This window comes from Pedobacter sp. BS3 (assembly GCF_008274585.1).
Classification (GTDB): domain Bacteria; phylum Bacteroidota; class Bacteroidia; order Sphingobacteriales; family Sphingobacteriaceae; genus Hufsiella_A.
In genome coordinates this window covers 103,948-122,949 of the sequence record NZ_VTRT01000008.1, presented here as the reverse complement: position 1 = coordinate 122,949, position 19,002 = coordinate 103,948, and the positions used below count along the sequence as shown (strand labels likewise).

Here is a 19,002-nt window from a genome sequence, read left to right as displayed (position 1 = left end):
ATGAGCATATCTAAAACCTATAGCCCTAAAGAAGCAGAAGATAAATGGTATACGTATTGGCTTGAACATAAATTCTTCCGTTCGGTGCCCGACGACCGGGAACCCTATACGATTGTAATGCCTCCGCCCAATGTGACCGGCGTTTTGCACATGGGGCACATGCTCAATAATACCATACAGGATGTGCTGATCCGTCGTGCCCGGATGATGGGCAAAAATGCCTGCTGGGTTCCGGGAACAGACCATGCATCCATTGCTACCGAAGCCAAGGTGGTAAATATGCTGAAAGAAAAGGGTATAGAAAAAAAGGATATTAGTCGCGAAGAGTTTCTGACCCATGCCTGGGAGTGGAAAGAGAAGTACGGCGGCATCATTCTGGAGCAGCTCAAAAAACTGGGCGCCAGCTGCGATTGGGATCGTACGTGTTTTACCATGGATGAAGCGCTTTCCGAAGCGGTAACCGATACCTTTATCCACCTGTACAAAAAGGGCTGGATATATCGCGGTATACGCATGGTAAACTGGGATCCGAAAGGGAAAACCGCCGTTTCTGACGAGGAAGTTATCCGTAAGGAGGTAAACCAGAAGCTGTACTATATAAGGTATAAGGTAAAAGGCGAAGAGTATAAGGCGGATGAAGAGAACCCTTCAACTTACATAACTATTGCTACCACACGGCCCGAAACCATTATGGCCGATACGGCGGTGTGTATCAACCCGAACGATGAACGTTTCAGATTCCTGAAAGGCAAACAGGTGATCATTCCCCTGGTTAACCGTGAAATACCTATCATAGAAGATGAGTACGTGGACATGGAATTTGGTACCGGTTGCCTGAAAGTTACACCGGCCCACGACCTGAACGATTATGAGCTGGGATTAAAGCATAAGCTGGAAGTTATTGATATTCTGAATGACGATGGTACGTTAAACAATTATGCCGAAATCCCCGAATTGATTGGAATAGATCGTTTTGTCGCCCGGAAGAAGATTGCCGTAATGCTTGAGGAAGCCGGCTTGCTTGAAAAAGTAGAAGAATATAAATCGCAGGTTGGATTTTCTGAGCGTACCGATGCGGTGATAGAGCCTAAACTGTCGTTGCAGTGGTTTTGCAAAATGAGCGAAATGGCCAAACCGGCCCTGGATTATGTGTTAAATGGCGGGGTAAAGCTGATTCCCGATAAATACATCAATACCTACCGTCACTGGATGGAAAATGTAAAGGACTGGAACATCAGCAGGCAGTTGTGGTGGGGGCAGCGTATTCCGGCCTGGTATCTGCCTGACGGCGATTACGTTATTGCCAAAAGCAGGAGCGAGGCGGCTGAGGAATTTCGTAAAAAACAAGTATCAGTTAACGAAGCGGATTTGCAGCAGGATGAAGATGTGGTAGATACCTGGTTTTCATCGTGGCTGTGGCCAGTTTCGGTATTTGATACCACCGTATTTGCTGATCCGGAAAGCAAAGGAAATGCCGATGTACAGTATTATTATCCAACCAATGATTTAGTAACCGCTCCTGAAATTTTATTTTTCTGGGTAGCCCGGATGATCATGGCCGGTCATGAATTCAGGGGTGAAGCACCGTTCAAAAACGTTTATCTTACCGGTATTGTACGCGATAAGCTGGGTCGTAAGATGTCTAAATCGTTGGGTAATTCACCCGATCCGCTGGGACTGATAGAAAAATATGGCGCCGACGGCGTTCGGGTGGGGATGTTGCTGTGCTCGCCTGCGGGTAACGATTTGATGTTTGATGAAAGCTATTGTGAGCAGGGGCGCAACTTCGCCAACAAAATATGGAATGCGTTCAGGCTGGTAAAAGGCTGGGAAATTTCGGAAGAAGCCGGGGACAATCAGAAAGCAGTTAGCTGGTTTGAAAGCCGTTTCAACGAAGCATTGACAGAAATTGAGGAATGTTTTAACCAGTATCGTTTGTCTGAGGCGCTGATGGCCATTTACAAGCTGGTATGGGATGATTTCTGCTCCTGGTACCTGGAAATGATCAAGCCTGCCTACCAACAACCCATCGATAAGGGAACATTTACAGCTACCTTGCAGTTTTTTGAGAACATTTTGAAGTTGCTTCATCCATTTATGCCGTTTATCACCGAAGAGCTGTGGCATGATGAGCTTTTTGGGGAACGCACTGCAACTGATTGCTGCATTGTGGCTGCTTATCCGGTGGCAAGATCCGTAGATAAGACCCTGTTAAAAGATGTAGAGCAGGTAAAACAGGCGATATCAGAAATACGTAATATTCGTAATGCCAAACAGCTATCGCCAAAAGAACCGCTAAAATTAGTTGTGCGGGCGAATTCGGGAATTGATTATTCGCAGTATTTATCGCTTATTATCAAATTGGCCAATATCAGCGAGGTTGATTTTGCCGCCGAAAAACCTGCTGGTTCTGTGAGCTTTATGGCCGGTACCGATGAGTTTTTTGTGCCCCTGGCAGATAACGTCGATAAGGAAGCCGAGATTGAACGTATTGAAAAGGAAATCATCTATTTGCAGGGCTTTCTGAAATCAGTAAACGCCAAACTTTCTAATGAACGTTTCGTACAAAATGCAAAACCCGAAATAGTAGCTAATGAGCGTAAGAAACAAGCAGACGCGGAAGCGAAATTGATTATCCTGCAGGAATCATTAACTGAGCTAAATGCTTAAATGATATCAATTTTGTGACAAAGGCTTTATTTGGGCTTTTTACTTTTTACTTTTAAACCGAGCTTTAGCGAGCTCATCGAAGATAATTTTTACTTATTAAACATCTTTTTATGAAAAAAATGAATGTAAGCCATGTACTGATAGCGGTATCGGTATGCATGGCGGCTTGTCAATCGCCGCAAGGCAAAAAAGGGGCATCTGCCGAAGTAGACAAAAACCTGATCACCTGCGAGGGGATCGGGGAAGTAAAGATAAGTGATACGTATGCCGACCTGGAGAAGCGTTTTGGTGCAAAGGCGTTATCTGAGCACGAAAATACTATTTCGGGTGTTTATACATCGGTATGGGATGGCACATCTAAACAGGTCAATGTATTCTGGAAAGAGAAAAGCGCTCCGTTTACGCACATTAAATATCTGGAAGTGAGTGCTGATGATTCGCCGTACCATACCAAGGATGGATTTCAGATTGGGCTAAATACCGAAGAAATACAAAAGCTAAATGGCTTAATGCCGCTTACATTCAATAACTTCTATGAGAATGTTGACCCGGGTCAAATCGTTAGTTTTAACGGCGGAACCATAGAAAAGGAACAGCCTTGCATTGGCGGTCATTTGGATATGATAGATAAAAAGAATATCGATATTAATGAAATCAGGGATTTTCAGAAAGAAAAAACGGTAGAAACTACTAACAGGCTGCTATACCGAATGGATGTACGGTTAACCAGCATCCGGGTTAATAACCAGTAATTGTCTATCGAAGAGGTGTGAAAAAATCTGCTACTGCTTGCAGAGCAAATCTTTGCGTTCTGAAGGCATTCACGAAAAGATCATTACAACGCTTCGCTTGGCGCAAGGAATACAAAGAATCATGCTATGCGCTCTCTGTGTGAAATGCCTGGTGTTCTTTGTGTGAAAAATAGAAATTTATGCGTCCGGGAAGAAGCTGTTTGCTGTTTTACCCAGTCAAAGGAGACACCCCTTACCGTGAATATTCAGGCAGATCCGGGAGAAACTGATAGGTCTGCTTTTCAAAATCAATGCGACAGTAAATGTGCTGTATGCCGTTAGTTACGGCCAATAAACTGATTTTATGCACCATGTTGTACCGGGCAATCTGGTCGAAAGTTTTCTGTGTTATTTTTACGGAAGGAGCTTTGCATTCTACCAGCAGTATCTTCTGACCATGCGGGTTAAAAACTACTACATCGGTGCGTTTTTGCAGCTGATTGAGCTTTAGCCCGGCTTCGAGCTGAACCAGTGTTTTGGGATATTTTTTCTCCAGCACCAGATAATTAATAAAGTGCTGCCTGACCCACTCTTCGGGCGTTAATACGAGATATTTCTTCCGCAATTCATCAAAAATGAAAACTTTATCGTTCTCAGTTTTCATCCTGAACGGATAAGCCGGAAGGTTTAAAGCGATGGGTTCAAACATGCCATAAAGTTAGGGTTTTGGCTCTTTAGTTGGTTAGTTGTTCGTGATTAGTTGTTACCTGTATCTATCAATTCAACAATAGAAGCAATTTAACACTTTTCATTGTCCATTGTCCCTTGTCCACTTTTAACTTTCCACTGTCAACTTCTTAAGTCTGGCTAAATAGTGGTCGTTTTCGTTATAATCCAGTATCTGGCATTGCCAGCCTTTCCTTTTGCTTATTGCAGCCAGGGTTTCAGGATCAATATATAACCAGTTAAACCAGTCGCCCATCTGGCCTTTATATTCATAACAATAGGATAATTCACCGTAGTACCTGTCTTTCGGTTTGGCAATATCCTCATACAGGTAACTGATGTCTGAAGAATCAAAGATCAACTGCCCGTCGTGGAGGAGCAAATTACTGGCATGGTCTAAAAATAATTCAAGTCCCGAAAGCGTCCCGCAAAGGCCAATACCATTCATAAGTAACAGCAACGTATTAAAACGCTTATCCCCGTAATTGAAAATATCCTGTTCAATAATAGTTTTCACGCCCCGTTCACGCATAATTGTACAGGCCAGCGCAGAATGCTCCAAGGCGGTTACCGCTATACCCCGCTGCTGCAAAATCAGGCTGTGACTGCCTGCCCCGGCGCCAATGTCCAGTACCTGGCCGGTGCAACAGGTCAGCGCAGCAAGCTCAATATCAGGCATATCCGCTTCGTTCCTGAAAAATTCTTCAACCGGCATCTCCTCTGGCTCACCGTACGAGTTATGCAGCCAAAGTATCTCAGAAAGTTTATTTTTATAAAAATCGCGTAAAGCGCTGCCGTAAACGTCCATGAATAGCCCAAAGGTATAAAAAAGTAAAAGCTCCTGATGGGCAGGAGCTTTCAAACTAACCAATTATAAACCTAAATATTAAAGGGGGAATCCTTTAACGATACAAATATACAACCCTTTATTGGATAGAAATGTTAATGAAATGTTAAATAATAAAAAATTTTAAGAAGTGATGTATTACCCCCTACAGCGCAACGCCGGAAGATTATCTATCTTTTCCGGCGAATAGCACATTTCATGTTTTGCCCTTAGCTCCTATGTTTGAGTAGCCATTCCTAAGTTATCAATTGTCTAATGTAAAGATAACATTGCTATTGCAATTTAGCTTGCGAATATTTCAATGAACATGGAGAAGGTATTTGAAACCAATGAACTGTTACAGCGGATAAAGGAAAATGATCCGGTAGGATTCAAAATAATTTATCAGTTGTACTGGCGGAAATTGTATAATATAGCTTACTATATTGTACGGTCTGAATCTGAAGCCGAAGATATAGTTCAGGATGTGTTTAGCTCGTTATGGTATCGCAGGCAGCATTTAAATATTAAAGTTTCTATAGAGGCTTATCTGGTTAAGGCCGTTAAATACACATCGTTTTTCTACCTCAAACTTCAAAACAGGCAGCAAAGCTATCATTATGAGGCCCATGCTCCGGCAAATAGTCCCGAAGATTATCTTACCTGTAAAGAGCTGGAGCGCCTGATTGAAAGATTGCTGGAATCATTACCGCTCAAAACCCGGCAAATGTTCTCCCTTAGCCGCTTTGAAGGTCTTACTTATCCCCAGATTGCAGAGGCCATGAACGTTTCTGTTAAAACGGTTGAATATCATATTTCAATTGCTTTAAAGAAATTTTCCAAAGAGCTTGCCGTATGTGTTTTGCTGGTGCTATCACAGTTATAACGCACTTCCCGGATTTTTTTAAATTTTTCTTAGGGTATCTGGCCGTTTTATACACTGTATATATAAAACTCCCCAAAGGAGTGCTATATATAATTTATGCAACCAGTTGACCGTGCCCTTATTGAAAAATATATCAAAGGCCAATGTACGCCCGAAGAGGAGGAACAGATCCACTTATGGATTGATGCCAACGATGCTGATGAGTATCCGTTTTTTCTGAGTGAGAAACGATACAGGCGCAGGGAGCAAAAAAACTGGAAACGGTTAATTTCGGTATTGGAGGGATTAAAGCCGCTTCCGAAGTACAGAAGCTGGGAAGCTAAGCATTTATTGCGATACGCTGCCGTGCTGGCGTTTATTGCCGGGGTGTGGTTGTTTAATCATTATACCGGGGGAGTATTATGGTGGACCGGCGAAAAGTTTAAAACGGGTTATGGCGAAACCAGGCAGGTTAATCTTCCGGATGGATCCGTGGTGATGCTTAATGTGATGTCAGAATTAAAAATTCCGGAAGATTACGGAAAAAGCCGGCGTGAGCTTTACCTCACCGGCGAGGGGTATTTTAAAGTTCAGAAAGATAAAAGCCGGCCGTTTATTGTCTACTCAAATCATATTTCTACCACCGCACTGGGTACAGTTTTTAATGTTTCGGCTTATCCCGGCGAAGAAACGTTCGTATCGCTGGAGAGAGGCATGGTTAAAATACAGGATGAGAAAAAATCGCAAGGCTCAAACGTAATTATCCTGAAACCGGGAGAAGAGGTTACCTGGCACGAAAATAAAAAGCTGCATAAAAACCATTTCTCAGCAAAAGAACGGCTTAGCTGGACTGAGCACGTACTGTATTTTAAAGATGCCGGTATTGAAAAGGTTATTAGCGATCTGGAGCGGTACTATGGAGTAACGTTTGATTATTCGGCCCTTACAGATAGAGATTGGAAGCTGAACGGAGAATATAAAAACCTTTCATTAAAGGAGATACTGGAAAGCCTTTCATTCAACTATAATATTCATTATCGCATAGAGAAGGACAAAGTAATTCTTTCACAATAAAAATTAAATAATGTATACAGACAGCAGTTAAAAAGGCCGGAAGCTATGACGGGCCTCCGGCTCAATTTATGGTAAAATTTTAACACGTCAGTGCGGTATAAGTTTGGTCGCTCATGCTGCTGACGTATCACTCTAACCAATTCATAAAATTATGAAAAAAAGTTTATTAAAACTTCTCATTATGTCATCGCGACTAATGTTAATCGTTTTGCTGATCCAGTTATTTACCTATAATGTGTTACTTGGATACAGCGCCAGCGCCCAGATGAACGCTGTTATTCATCAAAACCTGGAGACAAAATCTGTACGGCAGGTTTTTAAGATCATTGAAAAAGAAACCACTTTTAGATTTGTTTACGATGCCCGGAAAGTAGACACCGACCGGAATATACGCATTGCCGGACAAGACAATACGGTGGAGAGTATTTTAAAAAAGCTGGTTTCAGAAATGAACCTGGCATTTAAAATTCTAAATAATACAATAACAGTAACACAGGCCCCGGGCAGGCAGGAACTGCTTAAAACTTCAGGATTTGATTTTAATACGCCCGATATTCAGCTTCGTACCGATCTCAATTTAAGGCAGTTGCAAATCAGTGGAACGGTAACCGATAACAAAACAGGAGAGCCGTTGCCCGGTGTAAGCGTCACCATAAAAGGAACCAATACAGGCACTTCTACCGATAAAGATGGGCGCTATTCGCTAACCATAACCAATGTTTCAGACGATGCCGTGCTTATTTTCTCGTATATCGGATATAAAATTCTTGAAGTGCCCGTTAATAACCGCGGCCAGATCAACGTAATGCTGGAAGCCGATCAGAAGGCGCTGAACGAGGTTGTTGTGGTAGGATATGGTACACAGAAAAAAGTGAACCTGACGGGAGCTGTATCAACCATAAATTCTGAAGCGTTAGACTCACGCCCGGTATCTAACGTTGCACAGGCGCTGCAAGGTATGGCTCCGGGGTTGAACATTACCCAGAGCGGCGCATTGGCCGGCAGTTTAGAGAACAGGCCCAGTATTAATATTCGCGGCGTTGGAACAATCGGAGCAGGATCTCAAGGTGGCCCGCTTATTTTAATAGACGGTATGGAAGGCGATATTAATGCTGTCAGCCCGCAGGATATTGATAATATTTCTGTGCTCAAAGATGCGTCAGCTTCGTCTATATACGGTTCTCGGGCGCCGTTTGGCGTTATCCTGGTTACCACGAAAAGGGGGAAACCCGGCAAACCGTTGATCGGTGCAAATGCTAATTTTCGTTCAAACAGTCCCGTTTTGCTCCCCAGAATGATGGATTCATACACCTTTGCCACCTATTTTAATGATGCAAGGCTCAATTCAGGGCAGGGGGTATATTTTACCGACGTGCGGATGCAGCGTATTAAAGATTATATGGATGGTAAAATAACTACTACCATTATTCCGCGTGCCGGCCAGGAAAATATTTGGGCCGATGGCTATTTTGAAGGTAATGATAATATAGACTGGTACAGGGCCATATACAAAACAAAGACACCTTCGCAGGAATATTCGGTGAACGCCAGTGGTGGAAATGAAAATGTTACCTATTATGTAGCAGGCAGTTACCTGGGCCAGACCGGTTTAATGCGGTTTGGCGGCGACAATTTTAAACGGTATAATACATCAGCTAACATTGACGGTAAATTATCAAAGAAAGCATCGTTAACCTATATCGGCAGGTTTAGCCGCGAAGAATTTGCCCGGCCCAGCCGGATGACGAATACGCTTAATCAAAACATTGCCCGGCAGGGATGGCCCGTATTGCCGCTGTATGATAATAACGGCTATTTATATGATGAGCCATCCCCGGCCCTCGGTCTCAGAGAGATGGCGGGCGGGGTAACAGGCAAACCGATGGAATTTCCCAGCAGCTTAAACTAACTGTTGAGCCTGTAAAAGGGTGGAAACTGATGGGAGATGTTAACTACAGCATTACCGATATATTTTACCACTGGGATCTTCAGCGAACCTATAATCATGATGTAAATGGCAATCCGTACCCGGCAAGCACCGCATCTGAAGTGCATGAAGAAGGTAGCCGTGATAATTACCTAAATGCCAACCTGTATACGGAATACGCCCGGTCATTGAGGAATCATAATTTCAAAGTGTTGCTTGGTATGCAGTCCGAATTAATGAAAACCCATTATATGATGGCCGAGCGCCAGGGTGTTATTGTTCCCTCGCTTACGGTAATTGATGTAACATCGGGTAATGACCCTAACGGTAAGGCGGTGCCTCCCAGCGTTGCCGGATCCAATCAGCATTGGTCTACCGCAGGCTATTTCGGTCGGATTAATTACAATTATAAAGAGCGTTATTTAGTTGAAGGCAATCTTCGTTACGACGGTTCATCACGTTTTCGTCGTGAAAAGCGTTGGATCTATTCGTCGTCAGCATCTGCGGGATGGAATATTGATAAAGAATCTTTCTGGGAACCTTTACAAAAGTATGTAAACACCTTTAAAATACGTGGTTCTTATGGGGAGTTGAGCAACCAGAATACAAATAACTGGTATCCCACATACAGTACTATGCCTACCGGAACCGCTAATGGTAGTTGGCTGGTCAACGGTGCAAAACCCAATACGGCATCGGCTCCGGGTCTGGTTACTTCCGATTTATCCTGGGAACAGGCAAGAACCTGGAACATCGGTGTAGATGCCAGCTTCCTGCGAGGCAGACTTATCGCTACCTTTGAGCGCTTTACCCGTTATACCGACAATATGACCGGCCCGGCGCCAGAGCTACCGATTATTTTAGGCACACCTGTACCTAAAGCGAATAATACAAGCCTTAAAACCTCGGGATTTGAGCTGGATGTAGCATGGCAAGACCGTTTACATAATGGTTTAGGGTACAATGTGCGGTTCTTATTATCCGATTCTAAAACCGAGATCACAAAATATCCTAACCCAACGGGAAGCCTTAGCACTTACCTGGCCGGGCACATGATGAACGAAATATGGGGATATCAAACCATTGGTATAGCTAAAACCCAGGCCGAAATGGATGCGCATTTAGCTTCGTTGCCCAACGGTGGTCAGAATGCTTTGGGCAGCAACTGGAAAGCCGGCGATTTAATGTATGTGGATGTAAATGGCGATGGCAAGATCAATGCCGGTGCCAATACCATTACTGATCATGGCGATTTAGTTCTTATCGGCAACAGCACGCCACGGTACCTGGCTTCATTAGACCTGGGAGCCAATTATAAAGGATTTGACTTTCGGGCATTTTTTCAGGGAGTGCTGAAACGCGATTATTTTAATAACAGCTTTTACTTCTGGGGAGCTTCTACCACCATATACAGCTCGGCAGGCTTAAAAGAACATGCCGATTATTTCCGGGACGACCCCAACCATCCGCTTGGTCAAAACCTGGATGCCTATTATCCACGCCCTTTATTAAGTGCTAAAAATCAGCTGGTTCAAACCAAATATTTACAGGATGCATCGTATATCAGGTTGAAAAACCTCCAGGTAGGGTATACCATACCACAATCCATCACCAAAAAATTAGGAGTTAACAAGTTCAGGGCTTATGTATCCGGCGAAAATGTCTGGACCATATCCAATATCGCAACCATGTTCGACCCCGAAACCATTGACGGCGGCTGGAACGGGAGCGTTTATCCCTTATCTAAAGTCTATTCTTTTGGTGTAAGTATAACCTTATAAAATTTAAAAAGATGAAAACAAAAGAAATATTAATGCTGGCAGGCGTGGTTGTACTGGCATTGTTTAATGCATGCAAGAAAGATTTCCTGGAACGGGAGCCGCTTTCTGACATTACACCGGAAAATTACCTGGTAGAAGAATCGCAGCTGGCGGCTTACGCAATAGCACGATACGACAATTTACCTATATTCGGGTACTTTGATGGCGACAGTCATACCGATATTGAGGCACGGAGAACTTACGATAACAAATACGTTCCCGGCCAATGGAAAGTAGGGCAGAGCGGTGGCCAGTGGTCATTTACCGATATTTTTCAGTGCAATTACTTCCTGCAAACCGTGATGCCCCGGTATAATGCAGGTACCATTACCGGCAACAGCACAAATATCAAACACTACATCGGCGAAATGTATTTTATGCGGGCCTGGGCCTATTTCCAGAAACTTCAGTCCCTGGGCGATTTCCCCATCATTAAAACAACGCTTCCCGATAATATGGAAGTGCTGACAGCGGCCAGCAAACGTGCCCCGCAAACAGAAGTGGCCCGCTTTATTCTCTCAGATTTAGATTCGGCCATTTTGCTGATGAGCCCCGTTGCGCCGGATGGTAAGAAAAACCGCTTGTCAAAAGCCTGTGCACAATTAGTTAAATCGCGTGTAGCCCTTTACGAAGGAACCTTTTTAAAATATTTCAAGGGAACAGCCTTTGTGCCAAATGGCCCTGGCTGGCCGGGCAAAAGCAAGGATTACAATGCGTCTTACAACTTCCCTTCAGGAAGCATAGACGGCGAGATCGATTTCTTTTTGTCGCAGGCTATGGATGCCGCTAAAGCTGTAGCCGATGCTGTCCCGTTGGTAAATAACACCATGACGGCAGAATCACAAAACACAAATGAGGCATTTGCCTTAGCCAGCGAAGCCAACCCGTTTTGCAGAATGTTTAGCGAAACAGATCTGTCCGGCTTTAGCGAGGTACTTTTATGGCGTGATTATGATCTGGGACTTGGTATTGCCAATGCCATTCCCAATGTTATCCAGTCGCACCGCGACTGGGGCTATACGCGGGGATACGTTGACCGCTTTGTAATGGCCAATGGCTTACCCATTTATGCGCCGGGATCAGGTTATGCCGGCGATGATTCAGTACACCTGGTACGGATAAACCGCGATGGCCGTTTATGGCTGTTCCTGGCCCAGCCCGGCCAGATCAATATCCTGCATCCATCGCCATTGGGTACTCATGCTACGCCGGTTGTTCCTTACCCGGATATCTTGAACCTGTTAGGAAATCACGACCATCCCACCGGGTACATAGGTCGTAAAGGGAATGTGTACGATGGCGCACAATTAGGTAACGGCAAAGGCGATGTAGGAAGCATTGTATTCCGGGCAGTAGAGGCTTACCTGAATTATATGGAGGCTTGCTATGAGAAGAACGGAACCCTGGATGGAACGGCAGAATCTTACTGGCGGAAGATCAGGATACGGGGTGGCGTAGATCCTGATTTCCAGAAAACCATTAATGCCACCGATCTGACAATAGAAGCAAAAAATGACTGGGGAGTTTATTCCGCCGGGCAGATGGTAGATAAAGTGCTGTACAATATACGTCGCGAACGCAGTTGCGAGCTAATGGGCGAGGGACTGCGTTACATGGATCTGCGCAGGTGGAGAGCCATGGATCAAATGATAAACACACCCTATCATATTGAAGGATTTAAGCTCTGGGGGCCCATGCAATATTGGTACAAGGCCTCAAATCTTACTTATGGCATAGGCGATAAGAGTACTGTTTCTGCGCCATCGTTAAGTCCTTACCTGCGTGTGTATCAAAAAACGCCAACCTCGTTAGTGTATAACGGTTACAGGTGGACCATGGCACATTATTTTAACCCGATTGCCATTCAGCATTTTCTTATTACATCAAAAAATAATGACGTCAGCACGTCTCCGATTTATCAAAACCCCGGCTGGCCGCTTGATGCCAACGAGGGGCCAATAGGTTTTTAATATGAAGCATGACCAAAAAGCCATGAACAAACGTCGTTTGTCCCGGTAATTCCGGGACAGACCTCAACAACCTATACGCTGCCTGTGAAAGAGATTCTGCAACACTCGGACAGAATGACGTAATGGCTTTTTGGTCATGCTTTAATAAGTGTACTGTTTAACAATATAACTATTTTACCCAATAGTTGATCCGGACCGGTAGCGCCAATTATTGATCTGAACATATTGCTGAGCCAGAAATGGCTTTAGTAAAACAGATGATAAGAGGCCTGCCGGTACTCCGGGTAAAAGGTAGAAAGCAGGGAATGTAACTGCTTCTCCAGCTTTTGAATACCTTTATTAAAATTCAAAAGCTTATGAGCCGGCAGTTATTAACTAAATAACCTGATCATCTTTACTTTACTATACTTTAATTCTTAATTATCCATAATGACAACCAGGCGAAATTTTATAAAGAACACCACATTGGGCAGCGCATGGCTAATGCTTCCGGCCTGCCGGCTGTTTCGTAATTTTACTTCCGGCACCACTACGACAACATCCCAGCTGTTAGCCGGAGATTGGTATTTTCGTTTAGATCCTGAAAATAAAGGCATTGAACAAGAATGGTATAAAACCAGGTTTGCCGGAACCGCAAAATTACCTGGTTCTATACAGGCGCAGGGATATGGAAATGAAGTGACAGCCGAAACAGAGTGGTGGGATGGTAAGCTAAAAGGCGTTTGGAAGACCAGTCCGGTTTACGAGAAATACCGTCAGCCGGGAAATGTTAAAAATTATGAATTTCTTCAGCCTGAAAAGCATTACCTGGGGGCCGTTTGGTATTCAAAGGAATTTATTATCCCCGAGAACTGGAAAAATAAGCGTGTCACACTTCTGCTTGAGCGGGTACACTGGGAAAGTACTGTGTACATAAATGGAAAAAGGGCCGGTTCGCAAAACTATCTGGGAACAGCCCATCACTATGATATTACCGGTTTTCTTTCGGAGGGAAAAAATACCATTGCTATCCGGGTTGATAATTCCAGGAAAATAGACGTCGGCGATATGCCACACAGCATTTCAGAACAAACACAGGGAACCTGGAATGGTATTGTGGGAAGGATAGCGCTCAGTATCACGGATAAGGTGTGGATTGATGACATGCAGGTTTACCCCGATATTGAAAACCGGAAAATAAGTGTAGCGCTTACTATGGGCAGTTTATTGAAAAATGATGCCACCGGTATTTTAGAATTAACTGTGACCGGTGCAGGAGAAAAACTGCCCGCTGTCAGTAAGGCAATTACAGTATCGGCCAATGGATATTATTTGCAGGTAGATTACCCTTTAGAAGATAACATTTCTCTGTGGGATGAGCATCATCCCGTATTGTATACGCTTAATGCCAGATTCAAGGGCAAAAGTGGGTCGGATAACTATTCAGATACAGAAACGGTACAATTTGGTATGCGGAAAGTTACCGTAAAAGGAACACAGGTTTCCGTGAATAATAAAGTAGTTCATTTCAGGGGCAATGTGGATTGTGCAATTTTTCCGGTAAATGGTTATCCTGAAATGGACGCAACCTGGTGGAAGAACTTGTGGAAACGGTATAAAGACTGGGGAATGAACCTGGTGCGATTTCATTCCTGGTGTCCGCCTGAGGCTGCTTTTGCCGCAGCAGATGAAGTGGGAATTTATCTTCAGCCTGAATGCAGCGAATGGGCCAGCGATAATACTGCTGTTCAGCTTAATTTTTTAATAGAAGAAAGTAAAGCCATTCTGAAACGCTACGGCAATCATCCCAGTTTCATCATGATGGCATTGGGAAACGAGAAGAGCATTAAGAAAGAATACCTGGAAAGCCTGTTTACCATCTGGAAAAAAGACAAAAGAAGGCTGTATACCGGCAAAACCGGGGGAAAACCTTTATTGGATGCTGCCGATTACTATGTTGGCGGCGCTTCAAAAAAAGGAACACGGGCAAGATATTATCTGGGTTGGCCACCCAGGCCCGAGCCCTCTTACTTTTACCAGTTTCAGCCTGCTACTACCAGAGATTATATACAGGCGGTTAAAGACGATTCCCGGCCGTTCATATCCCACGAAATTGCGCAACGCTGCGCTTATCCCGATGTAATTAACCTGCCCAAAAAGTTTACCGGCAGTTTGCAGCCTACGTACTTGGATATTGCCCGTGACCAACTGGAAGAACGCGGAATGTTGCATCAGGTACCCGATTTTGTAAACGCTTCGGGAAAATGGCAGGTAGAACTATACAAAGAAGAAATTGAAGCAAATCTGAGAACGTCAGGAATCGGTGGCTTTCATTTGCTGTCCTTGCAGGATTTTCCTGGTCAGGGGACAGCTCCCGTAGGCTTTATGGATTTCTTTTATGACGCCAAACCATACGTCACATCAGGCCGTGTAATTAAGTTTTGTAATTCGCTGGTTATCCTGGCCCGGATAAAAAAACGAACCTGGTTTACAAACGAACATTTCGAAGCTGATGTTGATCTGTATAATTTTTCAGGGAAACCGTTTAAACCCGCTAAAACTACCTGTATCATTAAATCTGCCGATGGAAAAACCGTTTATCAAAAAGAATTTGATCCTGAAATATACGCAGATGAAGGTATCCGGCCGGTTGGAAACATCACTGCCAGTTTAGCTTCTTTTTCCGTTCCTGCGAAATATACACTCGAAATTTCTATGGATGCGGTGGTAAATGACTGGGATTTCTGGGTTTATCCTCAATATTTGCCATCTATTGACACTCCGGATATTCTGATTGCGAAAACGTTTGATGAAGAAGTGAAAACGGCATTAGATAAGGGTAAAACCGTTCTATTACTGCCGGAACGTGAACATTTAAAAGGTAAGCTGGTACAGTGTTTCGGTACATTTTACTGGACGGCTTTTGATTTTCACGGTGGAGAAACTTCCGCATGTGGTTTGTTAACCAATCCGGAGCATCCGGTTTTTAAGTATTTTCCCACAGACTTTCACGGAAACTGGCAGTGGTGGGAACTGTTGGTAAAAGCTTCGCCAATGATTTTGGATGATTTTGAAGCGAAAAATCCTTTCCCTAAAGATTTTAAGCCCTTAATCCAGATGATCCCATCCTGGAAAGTCAACAGAAAGCTATCCGTATTAACAGAAGTAAAAGCCGGCAACGGAAAACTAATGTTATGCAGCATGGATATTACTACAGATTTAGATAACCGGAAAGTGGCTGCACAATTCCGGTACAGTTTGCTGAATTATTTATTATCAGAAGATTTTGATCCGGGTACAATGGTGAGTTACGATATTATCCGGGAGATATTCATATAATTACAGTTATTACATCGAAGTGCTAAAAGTAATTTCACATTTTTAATGGTAACCCGGATAATTATATATCTTTATTGAATTATTAAAAATTCAGCTTATGGTAACGGGATATATTCTCTTGTTCATTGTAATCGTTATACTGGCATCGTCATTTACTACGGTAAAGCAGGGCCGTATTGCTGTGATCACCATTTTTGGTAAGTACAGGCGTATTTTATTGCCGGGACTGAATTTTAAAATCCCGCTCATAGAGAGTGTGTATTCGGTAATTTCAGTGCAAAACCGCTCGGTAGAGCTGGAGTTTCAGGCCGTTACGGTAGACCAGGCAAACGTTTATTTTAAGGCGATGCTGCTCTACTCGGTGCTTGACCAGAAAGAGGAAACGATAAAGAACGTGGCTTTCAAATTTGTGGACGAACGTAACCTGATGCAGGCATTGATTCGTACAGTGGAAGGATCAATACGGGCATTTGTAGCTACCAAAAGGCAGGCCGATGTGCTGATTTTGCGTAAAGACATTGTAGAGCATGTTAAAGAGCAGATTGACCAGACGCTGGAAGGCTGGGGATATCACTTACAGGATTTACAGCTGAATGATATTACGTTTGATGATATTATCATGAAATCCATGAGCCAGGTGGTGGCATCCAATAACCTGAAAGCCGCGGCCGAAAACGAAGGTCAGGCGCTGCTGATCACCAAAACAAAAGCCGCCGAGGCTGAGGGAAATGCCATTAAGATAGCTGCCGAAGCCGAACGCGAAGCCGCTCAGCTGCGTGGACAGGGTATTGCCTTATTTCGCGAAGAAGTGGCCAAAGGGATGTCTGTTGCCGCGTTGGAAATGCAGCGTGCCGATATGGATACCTCGGTAATTCTGTTTACCATGTGGACGGAGGCTATCAAGCATTTTTCGGAAAACTCTAAAGGGAATGTGATATTTTTAGATGGTTCCGGCGAAGGCATGAAACGCACCATGCAGGAAATGATGAGTATGACCATGTTGAAACAGCAACCCGGTAATGATGCCGATGACACAGGATTACAGCAATAAAACCAGCCACATCTTAAACGCGTCGTCAAACCTGCTGGGGTTTTGTTTCCTGGTATTAACCTCGCTTAAATTCCTGAAATTAAGCGACCAAACCCTGGTTGATGAGCTGACTGCCACCGCCTTATTGATCTTTATGGTAAGCTGTCTGTTCGCATTTCTAAGTATACGAGGAAAAAGCATCAGGCTGCATGTTGTGTTTGAGAATATTGCTGAATATGCGTTCATGGCAGGATTGCTCCTGATATTTGTTATTACAATACTGATTACCTTTAAGATAATTGCCTGAGAAATTCCTGGAAACTAAAAACGCAGACAGGTTTGCAACCCGTCTGCGTTGATATATCTTACAGAGCCTTTATTAAAAGCTGCGTACAATGTTATTATGCAATGTTTTCGGGCTCCAATAGCCGCTGGCAATAATGCGCCGGATGGTATACAACGGATATTCCGGATCGCGTTTATCAGCCAGTTGGAAAGCAGCTTTGAAACCGCGGTTTTTAATCTCCGGCAGGATTTCATGGCTCCATAACCCGAAGGGATAAGCAAAGTACTCGATTTTCTTACCCGTAATTTCCTCCAGCGTTTTGGTAGGTTTGTCAATCTGGATCTCCCAATCCTTACCCTGGTATTTTTTAACATTATGATGATCCCAGGTATGGCTGCCAATAACGTTGCCTGCATCCGATAGCTCCTTAACCTGCTGTTTGTTCATGTAATGAGGGCGCCCCAGCGATACGGTCATTACAAAATATACGGCCTTATAGCCATATTTCTTTAGCTCAGGAGCAACAATGGTGTATTGATCCAGGTCGGTATCATCAAACGTAAGCATAATGGGTTTTGAAGGCAGCGGAGTGCCTTTGGTCAGGTAATCATACAGCTGATCGGGCAAAATGCTGTGATAACCGCTATCGGCCAGCATTTTCATGTGCGCTTTGAACACGTCAATAGGTGCGATATAGTCCTTCGCCACTTTAGAGTCGGTAGGCTTCCAGTCGCGTACCTGGTGATAGCATAATACCGGCACCTGTTTGCGGGCAATAATTTCGGCAGCGGTGGCCGGTTTAGCAGTTGAGGCTTGAGATGCAGCTGCACCGGGTTTCTGTTCCGGTGAGGTTTCGGTTGTTGTTTGCGGCAGCTTGGAGGCCGATTTAGATTGACAGGAGAGCAGGAATACACTTCCACTAATCAGTATTCCACAGGTAATTCTTAAAATCATATAAAATCTGTATTAACGGTGCGAAAATAGTTAATAATACTGGGATAAAAGGTGGTTTTTTTAGCAGGTTCTTAATAAAAAATTCAAAATAAATTTATGGAAGTTATACAATGATATGCGTTATTAGTATAAATTTGATTTGAATATTAATCAATTTACTGCTTTGATTTTTTGGACTGCGGAATAGTTCGGTGGCACTATGTTAAAGCGGTTGTAGCCTATGGTAAATGCTGTAAACGATTCAGAGCTGATACAACTTCTTGCCTCGGGCAATGATGCTGCATTAACAGCAATTTTCCGGAGGTATTGGAGCCCCTTGTTTACAGCGGCATACAATGTGCTCAAAGATAAACAAGCTTGTGAGGATATTATCCAGGAGCTTTTTATCAGGATCTGGGATAAGCGGGATAAGCTACACATTAATATATCTCTGAAAGCCTACCTGTTTGCCGCGGTCAGGTATGAAGTGTACAGGCAAATTAAAAGTGGTAAAGTACGGGACGAAATTTTTGACCGTTTAACAGAGCAACTGATCACCCAACCTGATTATGGAAATATTGAACACCGGGAGTTAGTGCATCAGATCAACATGGTGATTGAAAAATTACCGCCCAAATGCCGGGAAGTGTACCTGCTAAGCCGTGAGGAACATTTATCACATAAAGAAATTGCCGCCCGGCTAAATATTTCAACAAAAACAGTAGAAAATCATCTCACAAAAGCCCTGCAGCAGGTTCGGCTATCCTTAAATAATCTACCAACCCTTATTGTAATGCTTAACCTGCTTTTTCAAAGTAAAAAATAA

At 43.6% G+C, this 19,002-nt stretch carries 14 protein-coding genes; 11 read left to right on the top strand and 3 right to left on the bottom strand.

The features are described from left to right. Together FW774_RS18255 and FW774_RS18250 are read left to right on the top strand one after the other, a co-directional pair. The gene (locus FW774_RS18255) at positions 1-2,670 is read left to right on the top strand and encodes a valine--tRNA ligase (RefSeq protein ID WP_149349657.1); all 2,670 of its coding nucleotides are present in this window, start codon (positions 1-3) and stop codon (positions 2,668-2,670) included. Positions 2,671-2,780: 110 nt separating this feature from the next. Next, complete coding sequence (locus FW774_RS18250; protein ID WP_149349656.1) at positions 2,781-3,422, top strand: hypothetical protein; 642 nt, start codon at positions 2,781-2,783, stop codon at positions 3,420-3,422. Positions 3,423-3,654: 232 nt separating this feature from the next. Here the strand turns inward: FW774_RS18250 and FW774_RS18245 are convergent, their stop codons facing one another. Then, complete coding sequence (locus tag FW774_RS18245; RefSeq protein ID WP_149349655.1) at positions 3,655-4,110, bottom strand: type I restriction enzyme HsdR N-terminal domain-containing protein; 456 nt, start codon at positions 4,108-4,110, stop codon at positions 3,655-3,657. Between the two features lie 126 nt (positions 4,111-4,236). Continuing rightward, complete coding sequence (locus FW774_RS18240) at positions 4,237-4,989, bottom strand: class I SAM-dependent methyltransferase (protein WP_317132769.1); 753 nt, start codon at positions 4,987-4,989, stop codon at positions 4,237-4,239. A 292-nt stretch (positions 4,990-5,281) separates the two neighbouring features. Between FW774_RS18240 and FW774_RS18235 the strand changes: the two genes are divergently transcribed. The 8 genes from FW774_RS18235 to FW774_RS18205 all read left to right on the top strand — a co-directional run bounded on the left by FW774_RS18235 (position 5,282) and on the right by FW774_RS18205 (position 17,264). Beyond that, complete coding sequence (locus tag FW774_RS18235; protein ID WP_187774952.1) at positions 5,282-5,839, top strand: RNA polymerase sigma-70 factor; 558 nt, start codon at positions 5,282-5,284, stop codon at positions 5,837-5,839. Between the two features lie 96 nt (positions 5,840-5,935). Continuing rightward, positions 5,936-6,892, top strand: coding sequence for a FecR family protein (locus tag FW774_RS18230; protein WP_149349653.1), 957 nt, complete (start codon positions 5,936-5,938; stop codon positions 6,890-6,892). Between the two features lie 151 nt (positions 6,893-7,043). Continuing rightward, positions 7,044-8,801 carry a SusC/RagA family TonB-linked outer membrane protein gene (locus tag FW774_RS20750; protein WP_197739885.1) on the top strand — a complete coding sequence of 586 codons (1,758 nt, stop codon included), beginning with the start codon at positions 7,044-7,046 and terminating at the stop codon, positions 8,799-8,801. Next, the gene (locus FW774_RS20745; RefSeq protein ID WP_197739888.1) at positions 8,723-10,600 is read left to right on the top strand and encodes a SusC/RagA family TonB-linked outer membrane protein; all 1,878 of its coding nucleotides are present in this window, start codon (positions 8,723-8,725) and stop codon (positions 10,598-10,600) included. The genes FW774_RS20750 and FW774_RS20745 overlap by 79 nt, the downstream gene beginning before the upstream one ends. A gap of 11 nt (positions 10,601-10,611) precedes the next feature. Continuing rightward, positions 10,612-12,609 (top strand): RagB/SusD family nutrient uptake outer membrane protein, encoded by a 1,998-nt coding sequence (locus tag FW774_RS18220; RefSeq protein WP_149349652.1) that lies wholly within the window; start codon positions 10,612-10,614, stop codon positions 12,607-12,609. 429 nt (positions 12,610-13,038) lie between these two features. Then, complete coding sequence (locus FW774_RS18215; protein WP_149349651.1) at positions 13,039-15,927, top strand: sugar-binding domain-containing protein; 2,889 nt, start codon at positions 13,039-13,041, stop codon at positions 15,925-15,927. Positions 15,928-16,024: 97 nt separating this feature from the next. Continuing rightward, positions 16,025-16,978, top strand: a complete 954-nt coding sequence (locus tag FW774_RS18210) for an SPFH domain-containing protein (RefSeq protein ID WP_149349650.1) — start codon at positions 16,025-16,027, stop codon at positions 16,976-16,978. Then, the gene (locus FW774_RS18205; protein ID WP_242457876.1) at positions 16,947-17,264 is read left to right on the top strand and encodes a hypothetical protein; all 318 of its coding nucleotides are present in this window, start codon (positions 16,947-16,949) and stop codon (positions 17,262-17,264) included. The genes FW774_RS18210 and FW774_RS18205 overlap by 32 nt, the downstream gene beginning before the upstream one ends. A gap of 72 nt (positions 17,265-17,336) precedes the next feature. Here FW774_RS18205 and FW774_RS18200 read toward each other — a convergent pair whose 3' ends face one another. Beyond that, a complete protein-coding gene (locus FW774_RS18200) occupies positions 17,337-18,197 on the bottom strand; it encodes a polysaccharide deacetylase family protein (RefSeq protein ID WP_149349649.1) in 861 nt (286 codons plus the stop codon). Between the two features lie 220 nt (positions 18,198-18,417). Between FW774_RS18200 and FW774_RS18195 the strand changes: the two genes are divergently transcribed. Then, the gene (locus FW774_RS18195; RefSeq protein ID WP_149349648.1) at positions 18,418-19,002 is read left to right on the top strand and encodes an RNA polymerase sigma factor; all 585 of its coding nucleotides are present in this window, start codon (positions 18,418-18,420) and stop codon (positions 19,000-19,002) included.